The 17465-nt window shown below is 63.4% G+C and carries 16 protein-coding genes; 11 read left to right on the top strand and 5 right to left on the bottom strand.

Going from position 1 to position 17465, the window contains the following annotated elements; translation table 11 throughout:
* Window positions 1-174: 174 nt before the first annotated feature.
* The gene (locus H8B02_RS22720) at window positions 175-1257 is read right to left on the bottom strand and encodes an aldo/keto reductase (RefSeq protein WP_229168346.1); all 1083 of its coding nucleotides are present in this window, start codon (window positions 1255-1257) and stop codon (window positions 175-177) included.
* 160 nt (window positions 1258-1417) lie between these two features.
* Here H8B02_RS22720 and H8B02_RS22715 point away from each other — a divergent pair, with 160 nt between their 5' ends.
* The 9 genes from H8B02_RS22715 (at window position 1418) to H8B02_RS22675 (ending at window position 12690) form a co-directional block, all read left to right on the top strand.
* A complete protein-coding gene (locus H8B02_RS22715) occupies window positions 1418-2257 on the top strand; it encodes an ABC transporter permease (RefSeq protein ID WP_229168345.1) in 840 nt (279 codons plus the stop codon).
* A gap of 51 nt (window positions 2258-2308) precedes the next feature.
* Window positions 2309-3307 (top strand): ABC transporter substrate-binding protein, encoded by a 999-nt coding sequence (locus tag H8B02_RS22710; RefSeq protein WP_229168344.1) that lies wholly within the window; start codon window positions 2309-2311, stop codon window positions 3305-3307.
* A gap of 25 nt (window positions 3308-3332) precedes the next feature.
* On the top strand, window positions 3333-4103 hold the full coding sequence (locus H8B02_RS22705; protein WP_229168343.1) for an ABC transporter ATP-binding protein: 771 nt from the start codon (window positions 3333-3335) through the stop codon (window positions 4101-4103).
* Between the two features lie 16 nt (window positions 4104-4119).
* A complete protein-coding gene (locus H8B02_RS22700; RefSeq protein ID WP_229168342.1) occupies window positions 4120-5211 on the top strand; it encodes an LLM class flavin-dependent oxidoreductase in 1092 nt (363 codons plus the stop codon).
* Between the two features lie 22 nt (window positions 5212-5233).
* Window positions 5234-6589: an LLM class flavin-dependent oxidoreductase gene (locus H8B02_RS22695; protein WP_229168341.1), complete on the top strand. Its 1356-nt coding sequence runs from the start codon at window positions 5234-5236 to the stop codon at window positions 6587-6589.
* 405 nt (window positions 6590-6994) lie between these two features.
* Window positions 6995-9268, top strand: a complete 2274-nt coding sequence (locus H8B02_RS22690; RefSeq protein WP_229168340.1) for a PAS domain S-box protein — start codon at window positions 6995-6997, stop codon at window positions 9266-9268.
* A gap of 149 nt (window positions 9269-9417) precedes the next feature.
* Window positions 9418-10476 (top strand): dipeptidase, encoded by a 1059-nt coding sequence (locus H8B02_RS22685; RefSeq protein WP_376711701.1) that lies wholly within the window; start codon window positions 9418-9420, stop codon window positions 10474-10476.
* A gap of 193 nt (window positions 10477-10669) precedes the next feature.
* A complete protein-coding gene (locus tag H8B02_RS22680) occupies window positions 10670-11737 on the top strand; it encodes an ABC transporter substrate-binding protein (protein ID WP_229168338.1) in 1068 nt (355 codons plus the stop codon).
* A gap of 56 nt (window positions 11738-11793) precedes the next feature.
* A complete protein-coding gene (locus tag H8B02_RS22675; RefSeq protein ID WP_229168337.1) occupies window positions 11794-12690 on the top strand; it encodes a haloalkane dehalogenase in 897 nt (298 codons plus the stop codon).
* Between the two features lie 63 nt (window positions 12691-12753).
* Here H8B02_RS22675 and H8B02_RS22670 read toward each other — a convergent pair whose 3' ends face one another.
* The gene (locus H8B02_RS22670) at window positions 12754-13731 is read right to left on the bottom strand and encodes a GlxA family transcriptional regulator (protein ID WP_229168336.1); all 978 of its coding nucleotides are present in this window, start codon (window positions 13729-13731) and stop codon (window positions 12754-12756) included.
* 151 nt (window positions 13732-13882) lie between these two features.
* Here H8B02_RS22670 and H8B02_RS22665 point away from each other — a divergent pair, with 151 nt between their 5' ends.
* Window positions 13883-14146: a tautomerase family protein gene (locus H8B02_RS22665; RefSeq protein ID WP_223967645.1), complete on the top strand. Its 264-nt coding sequence runs from the start codon at window positions 13883-13885 to the stop codon at window positions 14144-14146.
* Between the two features lie 168 nt (window positions 14147-14314).
* Here H8B02_RS22665 and H8B02_RS22660 read toward each other — a convergent pair whose 3' ends face one another.
* The 3 genes from H8B02_RS22660 to H8B02_RS22650 all read right to left on the bottom strand — a co-directional run bounded on the left by H8B02_RS22660 (window position 14315) and on the right by H8B02_RS22650 (window position 16900).
* Window positions 14315-14764, bottom strand: coding sequence for a GNAT family N-acetyltransferase (locus H8B02_RS22660; protein ID WP_229168335.1), 450 nt, complete (start codon window positions 14762-14764; stop codon window positions 14315-14317).
* A 236-nt stretch (window positions 14765-15000) separates the two neighbouring features.
* Entirely contained in the window at window positions 15001-16410 is a 1410-nt protein-coding gene (glnA, locus tag H8B02_RS22655; RefSeq protein ID WP_229168334.1) for a type I glutamate--ammonia ligase, read from the bottom strand.
* A gap of 151 nt (window positions 16411-16561) precedes the next feature.
* A complete protein-coding gene (locus H8B02_RS22650; protein WP_011441447.1) occupies window positions 16562-16900 on the bottom strand; it encodes a P-II family nitrogen regulator in 339 nt (112 codons plus the stop codon).
* A 354-nt stretch (window positions 16901-17254) separates the two neighbouring features.
* Here H8B02_RS22650 and H8B02_RS22645 point away from each other — a divergent pair.
* The coding region (locus tag H8B02_RS22645) for an NAD(P)H-hydrate epimerase (protein WP_283842232.1) at window positions 17255-17465 on the top strand (211 nt) is incomplete at its 3' end.

Genomic DNA, 17465 nt, shown 5'->3' with positions numbered 1-17465 from the left:
TGCGTGTGCTCGTCAGTCACATCGTTCGGCGTCCACCGCATCTGAACCCACGTTCGTGACGATCGCGAAGCGCCCCTCGATCGGGTGAGACAGCGATTTCATAGCACCGAGTTGCCCTTCCGGTAAACCGAAATATTTTCGGATTGGGGGCTTGCGCCGTCGGGCAAATCAGCGCTAGCGGGTCGTGGCCTCACGAGGATCGGCCTCCTGATCGTCGCTCTTCATCGCGAGCCGACCGGACCGGCGAAACAGCCGCTTGAGGTCCGCTGCTGCGGTCTGCCCCGATTGCAGTTGTTCATTGCGATCGTGTTGGACTTGTTGCGGGCGATAAGGCTCTTCCAGCGCATCGAGCTCCTGGTCGGTCAACCGGATGTCGAGCGCGGCAATGGCATCGTCGATATGATGGAGCTTGGTCGCGCCGAGGATGGGAGCCGTCACGGCAGGGTTGTGCAGCAACCAGGCGAGCGCGACCTGGGCGGGCTTGCACCCGCGCGCCTGCGCCACGGCGAATACGCGATCGATTACCGCGTCATCTTCCGGACGCGAGAAGTCCTTCACGACGCGTGACCGCTCGGTATTTTCGCGGCGGCTGCCGGCGAGCAGTCCCCGCGCAAAAGGACTGTAGGGAATGATTCCGACGCCCTGGTCGAGACAGAGGGGGATCATCTCTCGTTCTTCTTCGCGATAGAGAAGATTATACTTGTTCTGCATGGTGACAAATTTCGTCAACCCGTTCGCCTGCGCAAGCGCCTGCAGCTTGGCAAACTGGAACGCGTGCATGCTCGATGCGCCGATGTGGAGTGCCTTGCCTGCACGCACTACTGCTTCGAGCCCCTCAAGGATCTCCTCGTAAGGCGTCAGCGGATCGAGGCGATGGATCTGGTACAGGTCAACATAATCGGTGCCGAGGCGACGCAGGCTGTCGTCGATGGCATGTCGAATATGCTTGCGCGACAGTCCCCCCTGATTGGCGCCGGCTCCCATCGGAAAAAAGACCTTGGTCGCGATGACGACCTGGTCCCGCCCTGCGGCGAAACGCTTCACCGCGCGCCCAAGGATCTCTTCGCTGAGGCCGGATGAATAGGAGTCGGCGGTATCGAAGAAGGTAAAGCCTGCTTCAAAGGCGCGACGATAATGATCTTGTGCCTGCTCCTCGTTCAGCGCCCATGGCATCCAATCCTTCGATCCATAGCTTGAACACCCGAAGGCTATTCGCGACACCTGGATTCCGGTGTTCGCGAGCGTTCCATATTTCATCTGCATATCCTTCACTGTCGCGCGGGCCCGTACGAGATGAGTCATCACGCGCAGCCGCAAACTATGGAATATCTTGTCTGACGAATTGGTCTAGTTTGCTTCCACTGCAAGGGTGCGGTCGCAAGCGTGATCTCTGCCCATAGCGTATTAGGGCATGGCCATGTCAGTCGAGTCGATCGAAACCGTTGTTGATGTTCAGACCAACGACAAGGAGAGCCGCGCAACGCTGCGCTCGCTCGCTGCCAAGCTGCCGTGGATCGCTATCGTTCAGGTGCTGGTTGTCGCAGCGATCCTGCTGGCGGTGCAGATCGCGGTCGATAGCGGCGCAGTTAAACGAATCTATCTGGCGTCGCCGACGCAGATTCTTGCTGCTTTCCCTCAGCTCTTCACCAGAGAGAATTTGCTGTTTCACCTCTCGGTTACGCTCGCCGAAGCGGGCGTTGGCGTGGCGCTTAGTGCGATCCTCGGCATTGCGACCGGGATCGCCATGGGCCTGTTGCCGAAGGTGCATCAGTTTCTCAACCCCTTCCTGATCTGGTTCATGGCGATTCCCAAGGTCACCATCATTCCGCTTCTCACCCTCTATCTGGGCCTCGGCTTCGAGCACAAGGTGTTCATCATCTTCCTGTTTTGCTACTTCCTGTTCGTCTTCAATACGATTGCCGGTATCAAGCAAGTCCAGGACAATCACATCAAGGTCGCGCGGACGCTCGGGGCGAACCAGCGTCAGATCATCTGGAAAGTGGTGCTGCCGTCCGCCACACCATCGATCGTGGCCGCGGTGCGGATCGAGGCGGCGACCTGTCTGCTCGCAACTCTTTTCGCCGAGATCGTCGCCTCCAAGGCCGGCGTCGGCAACCTCCTCAACAAGCTATCGGGCATCTACGACACGGCCGGTGTCTTCGCCCTCGTCATTCTCGTTACGTCGATCGCGCTGCTGATCATCTATCTGGTGGATCTGCTCGAGCGACGTGTCTTGCTCAAGTGGAAATACGTCTGACCGGTCCCGGTTCCGCGTCTTCCCGTCACCGCTCGTTCGAAGGGATCGATCATGTTCTCAACAAGCCTTCCGGCTCGTCTCCTTGTCCTGACTGCATTCACTCTCGGCTTCTCCGCGTCGGCAAATGCGCAGGACAAGAAGACCCTCAAGCTTCAGGATACGACAAGCTATACGCAGCAGCCCATCGTGTTTGGCGTAGAGAAGGGGTTCTTCGCCGAGGAAGGCCTGAACGTCGAATTTGTGGGAACGCAGGATCCGGTCACGGCCACCTCGCGAGGCGACGTGACTTTTGCCTTCGGACCGACCAGCGTCTATCTGCGTGCCGCCGCTTTGGGGGCGCCGATCAAGATCGTCTCCGCCGCCTTCCGCTCGAAGGGACCTTATTTTCTCATCGCCCGGAAAGGCATCAAGTCCTTCGCGGATCTGAAGGGCAAGACGATCGGCGTCGGACCCGACACAAGCGGCAATCTCGCTTCGGTCGCTCGCTATCTCCTGCGGGCCGAAGGTATCAATCCCGACCGCGACGTCACGCTCTTTGCGGCTGGCGCAACCGAAAAAGCCTATGGTGCGCTCGAAACCAGCCAGGTCGACGCCACCATCATCCATCAACCTTTCGCGGCGCTCGGTGAGATCGAGGGGGTCTCGACGACGCTTGCCCGTGCCTGGGATTACCTTCCGACCTATCACACGGGCGTCCTGATTGCGGGCGACGCGGTGATCGCGCAGGACCCCGATCTGCTGCGGCGGGGCCTGCGTGCCTATTTCAAGTCCTACACCTATGCCAAGGCGCATTACGACGAGTATCTGCCTTGGCTGCAGGCCCGCTTGAAGATTAATCCGGAGGCGGTGAAGCGCGCTATCTATCAGGAGGATGACGTCTGGGATGCCAATCCGGCGATCGATCCGAAGGCGATCCACGACACCCAGCAGCTCGAGATCGAGGTCGGCAACCAGAAGGCATTCTACGACGCCGCCAAATATATCGATGTCCGCTTCATCCCACAGGACTATGTGAAGCCCTTCGTCTATCCCGAGCGCAAGACGCAGTGAGTGAGAGCAAGCGGAGCGCAAGGGCATGCCTGCCTTCACCATCAGGTCTCTCGATAAGATCTATCCGGGCGCGCCGCCGGTGCGTGCGCTCAGCAACATCAGCTTCTCGGTCGAGGAGGGCGAGTTCATCGTCCTGCTCGGTCCCAGCGGCTGCGGCAAGAGTACGCTGCTGGAGATTCTCGCCGGGCTGCAGCAGCCGAGCGGCGGATCGGTGCTGTTTCGCGACAAGCCGATCAACGGTCCCGGCGGAGAGCTTGGCGTCGTGTTCCAGGATGCCTCGCTCTATCCGTGGCGAACGGTTGCGGCCAATGTCGGCCTCGGGCTGGAATTGCGCGGAGTGGACAAGAAGCAAGCCCGGCGATTGGTCGAGGAGCAACTGTCCCTGGTCGGGCTCGACGGCTTTGGCGGCAAGTTTCCGCACCAGATCTCCGGCGGCATGAAGCAACGCGTCGGCATCGCGCGTGCGCTCGTCAATGATCCCGACGTCATCCTGATGGACGAACCGTTCGGAGCCGTCGATTACGTGACGCGCAACAGGCTGCAGGAAGACCTGATCCGGATCTGGCAGCAGCGCCGCAAGACCATCGTCTTTGTGACACACGACGTCGGCGAGGCGGTGTTTCTGGCCGATCGTATCGTCCTGCTGTCACCGCCGCCCGGAAGGATCGCTGAAATCGTTACCCTCGACCTGCCGCGTCCGCGTCGGCGGGGCGACATCGAACTTCTGCAACGCGAAGCCCGGATCTACGAGGCGCTCCGCGCGCTGGAGCCAGCTGCGACGGCAACCGTGGCCTGACAGAATGGAGACCAAAATGGCCAAACCGCTCCACCTCGGCTTTCTCTATGCGCCGCACTCAGGACACCAGACGCACGACGAAAGTTTCGATCCCCTGAACCCCATTCACCTGACGTCGCTCGCGCAGGACCTCGAGCGTACCGGCTTTGCCTTCCTCCTGGTCGACGATAGCGTCGGCCATGCGGAGCCCGCGCGCAATGAAGCGTTCACGACGGCGTCCTTCCTCGCGACCAGGACGCACCATATCGGTCTGATCGCCGCGGCCAACACAAGCTATGTCGAGCCGTACAATGTGACGCGGCTCGCCGCCTCGCTCGACCATGTCACGCATGGGCGTGCCGGCTGGCTCGTCTCGACCGGCGTAGCCGATCCCGCCGGCGCCAATTACGGGCAGGCCGCGGTTGCACCTGATGTCCACTACCAGCGCGCCGATGAAATCCTCGATATCGCGCGCCGGCTCTGGGATAGCTGGGAGGATGATGCCTTCATCCGCGACAAGCAAAGCGGCGTGTTCGTCGATGGCCCCAAAATCCATCCCATCGATCACATAGGGCCTTCCTTCAGGGTCAAGGGACCCCTCAACGTCGCACGACCGCCTCAGGGCCAAGTCATCGTTGCGCATCGCGTGGTGGACAGGCGGTCGGCTGACTTCGCGGGACGGCACGCAGATATCGCCATTCTCGGAGCCGAGACGGCGGGCAATATCGCGGCCTTGCGTGACAATGTGCTCGCTGCTGCGCGGGGCGTCCATCGCGATGAGCAACATGTGCGCCTGTTTGCGGAGATCGTGCCTTTCATTGGGCCGGACCATGCGGCAGGCACGCCGACGACACGCGTGGCGAACCATGTGTCCGGTACCCCGACGGAAATCGTCGACCAGATCGAGGCGCTGGCGAATGCCGCGACGCTGGATGGCCTGGTGGTGGCGCCTCGGCTTCTGCTTAGCGGCCTCGATGCCTTGTCCCGGGATGTCGTCCCGGAGCTGGCGCGGCGGCAGCGGCTGCGATCCGGCGACGGATCGGCCACCCTGCGCGAAAGGCTCAGTCTGGCCCGGCCGTGCAATATCTTCGAACACAAGGCACCATGTCAGGCCAGCACGGCAGCCTGAACCCTTCTGCGAGCGTTTGATCATGTCCAAGCGAGAACTCCATTTCGGCCTGATGTTCTGGGCCGGCGGCACCCACCCGAGCGGCTGGCGCTATCCTTCGTCCCATGCCGGGGCCGCCTTCGACATCGAGTTCCTGCAGCGCGTCACCCGGATTGTGGAAGCGGCCAAGTTCGACTTCCTCTTTCTTGGCGACCGGCTGGCGAGCGATCCAAGCCTGCAAACCACCAATCCCTCCCAGATGTCGCGGCTCGAACCCTTCGTGTCCGGCGCGAGCCTGGCGGCGGCGACCAGCCATATCGGCATCGTCGTCACGGCCAATCCGACCTACTACGATCCCTATAATCTCGCGCGTATGTTCGCATCGCTCGATCACCTGAGCCAGGGCCGCGCATCGTGGAATCTGGTGACCGGCGCGGATGAGATCGCGGCCGGCAATTTCTCGCGCCAGGGTCATTGGGACACCGAGCGACGCTATGACTGGGCGGATGAATTCGTCACGGTGGTGCGGGGACTCTGGGATAGCGATGCGATCACGCCGCTGCACCACAAGGGGCGCTATTTCGACGTCGCCGGGCCGCTCAACGTCAAGCGCCCACCGCAAGGCCACCCGGTGATCCTGCACGCCGGCACGTCAGACCGTTCGCGTGAGCTCGGCGCGCGCGATGCCGACGTCATCTTCGCGGGTCAGGCGACGATCGAGAGCGCGAAGGCCTACTATGCCGACGTCAAGTCCAGGGCCGGCAAATACGGCAGGAAGGATGGCGACATCGCCATTCTACCCGGGCTCACCCCCGTCGTTGCGGAAACGACGCAGAAGGCGGTTGAGATATTCGACCATCTCAATTCCTTCATCGCGCTGGAGCCCGATGGCGATGGCGGCGAGGCCAGCCGCTACGGTTCTCTTGGCAGAATGGGGAAACGCCGCAACCTCACGGCGGTGTCGGCTGCGATCGGTGTCGATATCTCCGGTCAAGACCGCGACGCGGCTGTCGATCCCGTGGTGCTGGCAGAGGCCAACGAAGACGGCCAGCGGCTGTTTGCCGATGTCACGCGTCTCACCCGCCGCGACGTGAAAGGCCGCAATCGTCTGACTTATCGCGATCTCATCATCGGGCACATCAGCACCGGTGCCGTCGTCGTCGGCGATCCGAACGAGGTCGCCGACCACATCCAGCTCTGGTTCGACGAGAGGGCGGCCGACGGTTTCAATATCTTCCCGCCCTATGTGCCGGAATCCGTCGAGGCCTTTGCCAGCCTTGTCGTTCCCGAACTGCAGCGGCGCGGCCTCTATCGGACCGACTATTCCGGTTCGACCTTTCGTGATCATCTCGGCCTGGCAAAGCCGGCGCCCATTCTGGCCAACGCCTCGAGCCTTTGAGGCCCGACCGAGCAGCGCGGGAGCCCGCGCGCGTTGCCAATGGCGATCGGGATGGTCCCGCTCCGCGTCTCGTGTAGGCCCAAGGCCTCCCGCATAGCGGTGAGCGATTTTGGCCGGTGGGCGCCCCGCGACCACGCGAATATCCCCTAAATCGCACCTGTCCACGGCCCCGGAGGCGGTTCAACCGGCATCGGCGTGTGTGCCGGCGGGCGTTCTCCGTACTTATACGGATACGAAAGTGGCGGATTGCAGGGCCGGACTCGGCTAAGCAAGAAGGCGCAAGCCACCCGATATTGCCCCGGCGCCGACGATCCTTTTCGATATTGTTTTGCTTTTCCATTTTCCGGTGCAACTGCTCACGATGAGTTGGTCGGGATGAATTTGTCGGGCCGACTGGCGGCCGGGATGATGCTTCCCGTCGTCACACTCCCGCTCGCGTTGGGCTTCATCCATGGCGTCGCCTGGCCGGGCATTCTGCTCGCCGGTGGTGTGGCTTCGGTGGTGTTGATGACGGCTGAGATGATTGCGAGGTCGCAGTCGAGAACGCCCGCCCAGTTGGTGCGGGCGGCGGAGGCGCTGTCGCGCGGCGAGCCGGTCTCGATACGCCCGAGTGGCGACGACGAGGCCGCTCAGCTCGCCGCGACGCTTGCCGAACTGTCCGCGCAATTGGGCAGCAGGCAGCACCTGCTGGAGAAGACCGTCGAGAGCATCCGCGATCCGGTGGTGGTCGCCGACGAGCATGCGATGATCGTGATCGTCAACGCCGCGGCGCGGCGGCTGTACCGTGTCGAACCCGGTTTTGACACCCTGACCGGCGTTCGCACCTTCCAGAACTATTATGCTGACGGCACGACTGTCATGCCGATCGCGGAGACGCCGATGGCGCGTGCGCTGCGCGGCGATGACGTCGACGATTGCGAGCTGATCGTCAAACCCCTGCGGCCGGAACCGGCTGTCTGCCTTGTCGCCAACGCCAGGCCGCTGCGCGACGATGCCGGCAATTTGCGCGGCGCGGTCATCGTGCTGCGCGATGTCACCGCGGAGCGTCAGGCGCATCAGGCGCTGGTGGAGAGCGAGCAGATGGCGCAAGCCATCGTCAAGACCGCGCTCGACGCCTTCGTTCAGACCGACCAGGACGGCATCGTGCTCGACTGGAGCCCGCAGTCCGAGGCGCTGACCGGCTGGACGCGCTCCGAGGCGGTCGGCCAGCGCGTGGTCGAACTGGTGTTCCCGGAAGGGCTGCGGGTTGCACACCGGCAGCGCATCACCCGCTTCCTGCAGGAGACCGCGGCCGGCGGCATGGGCATGCGTTATGAAACCGCATCCGTGCACCGCGACGGCCACCGGTTCTATGTCGAGGTGTCGCTCAATGCGCTGCGCCGCGGCGATGGCTGGATCATCAATTCCTTTGTGAGGGACGTCACCCAGCGCCGGCGTGCCGAAGAGCAGTTGATCCAGGCGCAGAAGACGGAATCGCTCGGGCGGTTGACCGGCGGCATCGCGCACGACTTCAACAACATGCTGACCGTGATCACCGGCACGATCGAGATCCTCGCCGACGGCGTCAGGGATAACCCGCAGCTTGCCGCGATCGCCAAGCTGATCAGCGATGCCGCCGATCGCGGTGCGCAACTCACCTCGAGCCTCCTGGCATTCGCGCGCAAGCAGCCGTTGCAGCCCGCCGAGACCGACGTCAACGACCTGATCGGCGAAGTGGTCCGGCTGCTGTCGCAGACGCTGGGCTCGCAGACCGAGATCAGGACGGAGCTCGGCCGCAACGCTTGGCTCGCTTTCGTCGACCGCAGCCAGCTCGGCGCTGCGCTGGTCAATCTCGCCATCAATGCGCGCGATGCGATGCCTGATGGCGGCACGCTGACCTTTGCGACCCGCAACATGCAGCTCGGGATCCCCGATGCCGTGGCGCACGGCGTCGAGCGCGCCGGCGACCATCTCGTGATCGAGGTGAGCGATACCGGCACCGGCATTTCGCCGTCGCATCTGGAGAAGATCTTCGATCCGTTCTTCTCCACCAAGGAGGTCGGGCAGGGCACCGGGCTCGGGCTCAGCATGGTGTTCGGTTTCGTCAAGCAGAGCGGCGGCGGCATCGAGGTCAAGAGCGAGCAGGGGCGCGGCACCATCTTCAGGATCTATCTGCCCAAGGCGGACGGCATCGCGCAGCGCGCGGCCGAGGAGGACGATCTGCCGGTCAGGGGCGGCAACGAGACCATCCTGTGCGTCGAGGACGACCCGACGATCCGTGACTACGTGATGGGCCAGCTCGAAAGCCTCGGCTATAAGGTGCTGGTCGCGGCGAACGCAGATGCCGCGCTCGAGATCGTCAGCCGCGGCACCGGGTTCGATCTCCTGTTCACCGACATCGTGATGCCCGGCAGCATGAACGGCCGGCAATTGGCGGAGACGCTGATGGCCGGGCGGCCGGCGCTGCGGGTGCTGTTCACCTCGGGCTACAGCGATGGCGCGCTGCCGGCGCAACAGGGCCGTGGCGGCCACGGCATTCCGCTGCTGACCAAGCCCTATCGGCGCAGCGAACTGGCGCGGATGCTGCGGCGCTGCCTCGATCTTCAGGTCGACTTTCAGGGCGATCCGGTTCCGCAGCCTTACTCCGTGCAGCCCGATCTCGAACGCTTCCTGCGCGAGAACCCGCCGGAGAAGAATTAGTCCACCCGCAGACCCATCGCTTTCGCAAGCCCCGACACGATGGATATCGCGGAGTTTATCATCGGGCCGCGCGCTGCGCGGACCCGTTGGCTCAACCCATCCTGCGCGCTACGCTGCTCGACGCTGGAGAGGCGAAGGAGAGCAGTGCGGTGCAGGAAAGCGGCAAGATTGCGATCTTCGACGGCCATAACGACGCGGCTCAGCACCTCGCTGAATACCGGGAAGGCGGGCGGGATTTTCTCGTGCGCTGCGAGGATGGTCATCTCGATCTACCGCGTGCCCGGGAAGGCGGCATGGTTGGCGGCCTGTTCGCGATGTACGCCAAGGCAGAACATCCGCGCCAAGGCGATTTCACCCGAACCGCCGACGGGTACGAGGTGCGCCTCGCCGATCCGCTCGACGCGGCCTACGCGCGCCGTACCATCGATGCCCAGCTGAGCGCGCTCGAGACCATGGTGGCCCGCGCCGATGGAAAAATCCGCCGCGCGACGACCGTGGGTGAGATCGAGACGGCACGGCGGGGCTCGGTATTCTCAATAGTGCTGCACATCGAGGGCGCCGAAGCGATCGACGCCGATCTGGACGGGCTGGCGGGGCTCTACGCCCGCGGCCTGCGTTCGCTCGGCCTGGTCTGGAGCCGGCCCAACATCTTCGGCCACGGCGTGCCGTTCGCCTATCCGCGCTCCCCGGATACCGGCCCCGGTCTGACCGACGCGGGGAAGGCGCTGGTGAAGGCCTGCAACGAGCTCGGAATCATGCTCGACGCGGCCCACCTCAACGAGCGCGGGTTCTGGGATCTGGCGGCGGTCAGCACCGCGCCCATTGTGGCGACCCACGCCTGCGCGCATGCGATCTGCCCCGCGACCCGCAACCTGACCGACCGGCAGCTCGACGCGGTCAGAGCATCGGGCGGCGTCGTCGGCTTCAATTTCAGTGTGTCCGAAGTGCGCCCGGACGGGCACCGCGATCCGGATATCCCGATCGAGACGGTCGTCGACCATCTCAGCTACCTGATCGAGCGGATGGGTGACGACCACGTTGCGCTGGGATCCGATTTCGACGGCGCGCTCATGCCCCTTCCGCTCCGGGATGCAAGCCACCTCCCGAACCTGATCCATGCGCTGCGGGCACACGGATTCGATGACGCAACGCTGCGCAAGATCGCCTTCGACAACTGGATGCGTGTGTTCCGCCAAAGCTGGCGATGATCAGTCGGTAGTCTGTAGGATGGGTAGAGCCAACGGGTCCGCGCAACGCGCGGCCCGATGATAAACTCCGCGAAACCCATCATCTCTCATGCGGCCGCCATTTGATGGGTTTCGCTTCGCTCTACCCATCCTACGCGCTATGCTCACGCAACAATGGCGCGGCCGGTCAACGGCCCGATTCAGGGAGCATGGAATGCAGGACCGCAAATGGTCGAGACGCGACTGGCTCAAGGCGACGGCGGCGACGGTCGCGGGCATGGTGTTCGCCGAACCGCTGCGGGCGGCGGCGCCGCCCGCCGAGGCCGTGACGCCGGAACTGATCGCAGCCGCCAAGAAGGAAGGCAAGATCTCGTTCTATAGCGCGCTCGAACTGAACACGGCGGAACGTCTCGCGCGCGACTTCGAGCAGAAATATCCGGGGATCAGCGTCCGTGTCGAGCGCTCCGGCGCCGAACGCATCTTCCAGCGCATCGCCCAGGAGCAGGGTAGCGGCATCCATGCCGTCGACGTCGCCAACTCGACCGATCCCGCGCATTACCTCGACTGGAAGAAGAATGATTGGCTCGCGGCCTATCTGCCCGAAGAGGTCGCCAGGCATTTTCCCGCCGATCAGATCGATCCTGACGGCACGTCGGCGACGTCCTGCGCCTGGTTCGAGGTGATCGGCTACAACACCGAGCAGGTGAAGCGCGAGGAGGCGCCGAAGAGCTACGCCGATTTGCTCGATCCGAAATGGCGCGGCAAGATCGTCAAGGGCCACCCGGGCTACTCCGGCGCGATCTTGACCGCGACCTTCGTGCTGGCGCGCGATCTCGGCTGGCCGTATCTGGAAAAGCTCGCGCAGCAGCGCGTGATGCAGGTGCAGTCGGCTGCCGATCCGCCGAAGAAGATCCTGCTCGGCGAGCGCGCGGTCATGGCCGACGGCAACGACTACAATCTCGTGCTGGCCAAGGATCAGGGCAAGCCGGTCGAGGTGGTCTATCCGACTGAGGGCGCGCCGCTGATCATCGTGCCGAGTGGCGTGTTCAAGAGCGCACCGAACCCGAACGCGGCGCGGCTGTTCCAGAGCTACTTCTTCAGCGCCGAAACCCAGCAGATGCTGGCCGACGAGTTCGCGCACCGCTCGTTCCACGCCAAGGTGAAAGAAAAGGCCGGGCACGTGCCGCTCGACAAGCTGAAGATGCTCAAGGCCGACCCGGTCCAGGTGCAGGCGCAGAGCGAGGAGATCAAGGCGCGTTACGCGAAGCTGTTTCGCGTGTGACGGCCGGTCCTCGCCCCCATCCTGCGAGCGACGTCAACAACGAGGAGCATTGGACAATGGCGATCGGGGCTTTGCGGACCGCGGATGTATGCTTTGATGGCCTTCCCGGCTATGCGTTCGCGCCCAACTATCGTGACGATCTTCCCGGCTATTCCGGTTTGCGCATGCACTATCTCGACGAGGGAAGGGGCAATGCCCGTGTTGCGCTGTGCCTTCATGGCCAGCCGACCTGGAGCTACCTTTACCGCAAGATGATTCCCGGCCTCGTCGCCTCCGGCTATCGGGTGATCGCGCCTGATATGTTCGGGTTCGGTCGCTCCGACAAACCTGTCGAGGAGGCTGTCTACACCTTTGATTTCCATCGCGAGAGCCTGATCGCCCTGATCCGAGCGCTCGATCTCGGTCGCATGACGCTGGTTTGCCAGGACTGGGGCGGGTTGCTCGGTCTTACCATCCCGATGGAGATGGCCGACCGCTTCGAAGCGCTGCTGGTCATGAATACCATGCTCGCGACCGGGGACCGCCCGCTGACGAAGGGCTTCATGGATTGGCGCGCGTGGAGCAACGCAAATCCCGACATGGCGGTCGGCAAACTGATGGCGCGCGCCTGCCCGCAGCTCTCGCCCGCGGAGGCTGCGGCCTATGACGCGCCTTTCCCTGATGCCGGCTACAAGTCCGGCGTGCGCCGCTTCCCGAATCTCGTGCCGGACCAGCCCAATGCCGGCGGCGCGGCCCTCTCACGCAAGGCGCGCGAATGGTGGCGAAGCGAATACTCCGGCAAGACCGCGATGGTGATCGGCATGACCGACCCGGTGCTCGGGCCGGCCGTCATGGCGGAGATGCGGCAAACGGTCCGCAATTGCCCCGAGCCGGTCACGCTCACCGCAGCCGGACACTTCGTGCAAGAATGGGGTGAGGATGTCCTGAGGGGCGCGCTGCCGCTCCTGTCCTGAACGCGGAGGTGGGCAAGCCGGGCAACCGCAGCCGCGCTGCAAAGCTTGAACTGATGGGTAATCTCAGGCCGCACGCATCGCGCGCTGCGCGCGGTAGGCCTGAGGCGACAGCAGCGTCAGCTTGCGGAAGGCTTTTCGAAAGCTGCTCTCGTCCTCATAGCCGGTGGCGCGGGCGATCGCCTTGATCGGCTGCGCCGTGGTCTCCAGTAGCGTGCGGGCGTGCTCGACCCGGCGGCGCATGATGAAGGCCTGAGGCGGCTCGTGGGTCAGTTCGCGGAAGCGGCGGTTCAGCGTGCGCTCGCTCAGGCCCAGCGCCTGCGCGAGGCTGCGCACCGTGATCGGCGCCTTGCCGGTGCGGCGCACCAGCATGTCCGCCTTCGTCAGCAGCGGATCCTGGGCGAGCATGTAGCCAAGCGGCATGAAGATCGCCTGCGTGCGTTGCGCGGTGTCGATCACCGCATAGTCGGCGCAGACCTTTGCGACCTCCGGGCCTTCGACGAGCTCGATCAGCCGCAGCAACAGATCGACCCACGACATCGGGCCGGCGGCGCAGACCAGGCGGTCGGCCTGCGTGAGCACGGCGTCGCTCGCGAGATCGATCCTGGGATGGCGGCGGCGGAGCTCGCTCTGCAGCCACCAGGTGATGGTGGCGCGGCGGCCGTCGAGCAGGCCGGCATTGGCGAGCAGTAGCACGCCGCTGCAGAACGCGCCGATCAGGCGGCCGCTGGCATGTTGCTGGCGCAGCCAGGCGCCGGCCCGGTCATATTGCGGCTGCAGGCGTTCGGCGGTGAGATGATCGACCAGGCTGCCCGGCACGATGATCGCATCGCACGCCGTCCGCTTGCTGACGGCGCCGTCGACGGCGAGCAACTTGCCGCCGCCGGCGCGCACCGCCTTGCCATCGAGCGAGAGCGTTTGCCAGGTGAAGCGCGCCTTGCCGCCGCGCAGCTGCATCACATGGTTGCCGAGCGTGAGGATGTCGGCGATGCCGGCGACCGCCGATTGCATGCAGCCTTCCAGCGCGAGTATCGCAAGCTTCATGGGACCTCCGGAGGTTACCGCATCCTACCCGATCGGCACAGTCGGGCGGTGGCAGATATTGCCCGATCTCTGTCCGATCGGCCACTGCCTGATCGCAGTGTGCCGGTCCATCTTCGTTGCGTTGTCACAACCTCAGCAATGGAGAGAGACCATGCCTTACGTTACCATTTCCACCGTCCGTGGCATCTTCGATGTCGCGCAGAAGCAGGCGCTGCTGCAGCGCGTCACCGATCTCATGGTTGAGGTCGAGGGGCAGGGTAACCCCGATTTCCGCCGCAACGTCTGGGTCAAGATCGAGGAGGGCGAGCCGGCGAGCTGGTCGCTCGGCGGCATGATCCCGACGCCCGACATGATCGCGGGCAATTTCGGGGCGCTCGACGCCGGTGGACGGCGGGTCGCCAAGGCGAAAGCCTAGCCGCAGTTGGTAGGATGGGTAGAGCGCAGCGAAACCCATCGCGCCGGTGCAAGCTTCGAGATGATGGGTTTCGCTTCGCTCTACCCATCCTGCAAGATCGCTCAAAAACAAAAGGCGCTTCCGGTGGCAGCGCCTTTTGCGCGCGTCACGATCTGTTCTTGACAGTGGCTAAGGACGACGTACTTCGAAGTAGGTCTTGCCGCCGCGCTGAAAGCCCGCTTCCTCATAGAAGCGGAGGGTCGTCTCCCGCTTCGAACCCGTCGCCAATGAGACCTTGTAGCAGTCGGCGTGCCAGGCAACATCGAGCGCGTGCGCAAGAACCCGTCGGCCGAGTCCAATCCGGCGGTAGTCGGCGTGAGTGACCACATTCTCGATCACGCCATACGATCTGCCGCCTCGCGACAGGTTGGGCATGATCGCGAGTATGCACGAGGAGACAAGCTGCTCTGCTGCTTGCGCCACGATCACGGTCATGAAGCTCGATGCACGCAATGTCGACCAGACACGCTCGGCAGCGGCCGTCTCCAGCTCGGGATCGTGCGGATGAAGGTGTCGGTAAAGCTTCAACAGCTCGGGCAGTTCGTGTTCTGCCGCAGATCGGACGATGGCTTCGGTCATGGACGGATACCGCGGATTATGGCTTCGCAGCGATGCTATCAGAGTCCGTGCTTGATTCCTTCAGCGCGTAGGATGGGTAGAGCGCAGCGAAACCCATCGCTTTTCGCCGAGGTCCGCGACGATGGGTATGGCTTCGCTCCACCCATCCTGCGGATCGCGCCTCGTGGCTACATCACCCAAAAACAAAAAGGCGCTTCCGGTGGAAGCGCCTTTCGCATTCGTGAGTGCTGCAGAACTTACAGCGAGTAGTACATCTCGAACTCGACCGGGTGCGGGGTCATTTCGAAACGGGCGACCTCGGTCATCTTCAGCTCGATATAGGCGTCGATGAAGTCGTCGTCGAACACGCTGCCGTTCTTGAGGAACGCGCGATCCTTGTCGAGGCTCTCGAGCGCCTCGCGCAGCGAGCCGCACACGGTCGGGATCTGCTTCAGCTCTTCCTTCGGCAGATCGTACAGGTCCTTGTCCATCGCCGGACCCGGATCGATCTTGTTCTTGATGCCGTCGAGGCCAGCCATCAGCATCGCGGCGAAGCCGAGATAGGGATTGGCCATCGGGTCGGGGAAACGCACCTCGACGCGCTTGGCCTTCGGGTTCGCCGTATAGGGGATGCGGCAGGACGCCGAACGGTTGCGCGCGGAGTAGGCGAGCAGCACCGGCGCCTCATAGCCCGGGACCAGACGCTTGTAGGAGTTGGTCGACGGGTTGGTGAAGGCGTTGATCGCCTTGGCGTGCTTGATGATGCCGCCGATGTAGTGCAGGCAGGTTTCCGACAAATCGGCATACTTGTTGCCGGCGAAGGTCGGCTTGCCGTCCTTCCAGATCGACTGGTGGACGTGCATGCCCGAGCCGTTGTCGCCATAGACCGGCTTCGGCATGAAGGTGGCGGTCTTGCCGTAGATGTGCGCGACCTGGTGGATGCAGTACTTGTAGATCTGCATGTGGTCGGCCATCAGCGTCAGCGTGTCGAACTTCATGCCGAGCTCGTGCTGGGCGGAAGCGACTTCGTGGTGGTGCTTCTCGACCTTGACGCCCATCTTGGCCATCGCGCCGAGCATCTCGGAGCGCATGTCCTGCACCGAGTCCTGCGGCGGCACCGGGAAGTAGCCGGCTTTGGTGCGGATGCGGTGGCCGAGGTTGCCGCCTTCATACTCGGTGGCCGAGTTGATCGGCAGCTCGGAGGAGTCGAGGTGGAAGCCGGTGTTGTAGGGTTCGGCCGAGTAGCGCACGTCGTCGAACACGAAGAACTCGGCCTCGGGGCCGACGAACACGGTGTCGCCCACGCCCATCGACTTCACCATGGCCTCGGCCTTCTTGGCGATGCCGCGGGGGTCGCGGTTGTAGGGCTCGCCGGTGGTCGGCTCGAGCACGTCGCAGGTGATGACCATGGTGGTCTCGGCGAAGAACGGGTCGATCGTCGCGGTCACCGGGTCCGGCATCAGGCACATGTCGGATTCATTGATCGCCTTCCAGCCGGCGATCGACGATCCGTCGAACATCGTTCCCTCGGCGAAGACGTCATCGTCGATCATGCTGACGTCGAAGGTGACGTGCTGCCACTTGCCCCGCGGATCGGTGAAGCGCAGGTCGACGTATTTGACGTCGTTGTCCTTGATCGATTTCAGGACGTCTTTGGCGGTCTTCATGAATACCCCTTATGGATGTGCGGGTCGGTTTCCAGCGGAGAGCGACGTTATTCCCGCTTTTGGCGAGTTCGTGTGACTGCTGAAACGAAATCAGGCTGCCGAAGCAGCCTTTCTTCTCTTTTGCCGTCAGAAATTCCGGATAGCACCGCCCTTAAATAGCGTCCAGCCCGGATTCGCCGGTCCGGATGCGGATGGCTTCCTCGATGTTGGAGACGAAGATCTTGCCGTCGCCGATCCGCCCGGTCTGGGCCGCGCGGCGGATCGCGTCGATCGCCTTCTCGACCAGGTCGTCACCGATCACGATCTCGATCTTCACCTTGGGGAGGAAGTCGACGATGTATTCCGCACCGCGATAGAGCTCGGCATGGCCCTTCTGGCGGCCAAATCCCTTGGCCTCGGTCACGGTGATGCCTTGCAGTCCGACTTCCTGGAGCGCTTCTTTCACCTCGTCGAGCTTGAAGGGCTTGATGATGGCTTCAATCTTCTTCACTGAGCGCCTCCCGGGCATTGCAGATTGCAGGGTCGAGTTCGATGCGCGTGGGGCGCAGTCTGGTTGGTCTTAAGCCTTCCGGCGGGTGGCCGGAAACACGCGCAATGGTCGCATCGGGCGGCATTGTGCACGGCTTCCTCAAAAGCAGGGTCTATGCCAAGTTGTTAAGGTCCCCGATTTTGGAATGTTATCAGCCTTTTAACAGGCAGTCGGCTGATATCGAACCACATGGGCCATGATATCCAAGCCCAACAAATAGGCAAATAGATCAATCCGTATGCAGTCGGCCAGTAGAAACCCTGCGAACGTCACAGGAACTGCCTCTCGAAAAGGCGAAGCGATTGAGGATTCGGCATGGACGTTCTGACCACCACCGAGATGGAGCGCGCCGACCGGCTGACCATCGCAGCCGGTACGCCGGGCTTCGCGCTGATGATGAGCGCCGGCCAAGCCGTCGCTGAAGCCGCAATGGACCTGGTCGAGCAGGGGCCGATCGTCGTGGTTGCCGGCCGCGGCAACAATGGCGGCGACGGCTTTGTCGCCGCCGCCGAGCTCGCCGCGCGCG

It is taken from the genome of Bradyrhizobium altum (genome assembly GCF_020889705.1).
GTDB classification, from domain to species: Bacteria; Pseudomonadota; Alphaproteobacteria; order Rhizobiales; family Xanthobacteraceae; genus Bradyrhizobium; species Bradyrhizobium altum.
Note: the sequence above shows the minus strand (reverse complement) of the source record. Positions and strands in the feature narration are given on the sequence as shown.

What these genes read in the sequence shown, in the direction of transcription:
- H8B02_RS22720 (WP_229168346.1), bottom strand. Translation starts at nt 1,257, where the DNA reads ATGAAATATGGAACGCTCGCGAACACCGGAATCCAGGTGTCGCGAATA.
- H8B02_RS22660 (WP_229168335.1), bottom strand. Translation starts at nt 14,764, where the DNA reads ATGACCGAAGCCATCGTCCGATCTGCGGCAGAACACGAACTGCCCGAG.
- H8B02_RS22680 (WP_229168338.1), top strand. Translation starts at nt 10,670, where the DNA reads ATGCAGGACCGCAAATGGTCGAGACGCGACTGGCTCAAGGCGACGGCG.
- H8B02_RS22675 (WP_229168337.1), top strand. Translation starts at nt 11,794, where the DNA reads ATGGCGATCGGGGCTTTGCGGACCGCGGATGTATGCTTTGATGGCCTT.
- H8B02_RS22690 (WP_229168340.1), top strand. Translation starts at nt 6,995, where the DNA reads ATGATGCTTCCCGTCGTCACACTCCCGCTCGCGTTGGGCTTCATCCAT.
- H8B02_RS22705 (WP_229168343.1), top strand. Translation starts at nt 3,333, where the DNA reads ATGCCTGCCTTCACCATCAGGTCTCTCGATAAGATCTATCCGGGCGCG.
- H8B02_RS22715 (WP_229168345.1), top strand. Translation starts at nt 1,418, where the DNA reads ATGTCAGTCGAGTCGATCGAAACCGTTGTTGATGTTCAGACCAACGAC.
- H8B02_RS22670 (WP_229168336.1), bottom strand. Translation starts at nt 13,731, where the DNA reads ATGAAGCTTGCGATACTCGCGCTGGAAGGCTGCATGCAATCGGCGGTC.
- H8B02_RS22700 (WP_229168342.1), top strand. Translation starts at nt 4,120, where the DNA reads ATGGCCAAACCGCTCCACCTCGGCTTTCTCTATGCGCCGCACTCAGGA.
- H8B02_RS22665 (WP_223967645.1), top strand. Translation starts at nt 13,883, where the DNA reads ATGCCTTACGTTACCATTTCCACCGTCCGTGGCATCTTCGATGTCGCG.
- H8B02_RS22695 (WP_229168341.1), top strand. Translation starts at nt 5,234, where the DNA reads ATGTCCAAGCGAGAACTCCATTTCGGCCTGATGTTCTGGGCCGGCGGC.
- glnA (WP_229168334.1), bottom strand. Translation starts at nt 16,410, where the DNA reads ATGAAGACCGCCAAAGACGTCCTGAAATCGATCAAGGACAACGACGTC.
- H8B02_RS22710 (WP_229168344.1), top strand. Translation starts at nt 2,309, where the DNA reads ATGTTCTCAACAAGCCTTCCGGCTCGTCTCCTTGTCCTGACTGCATTC.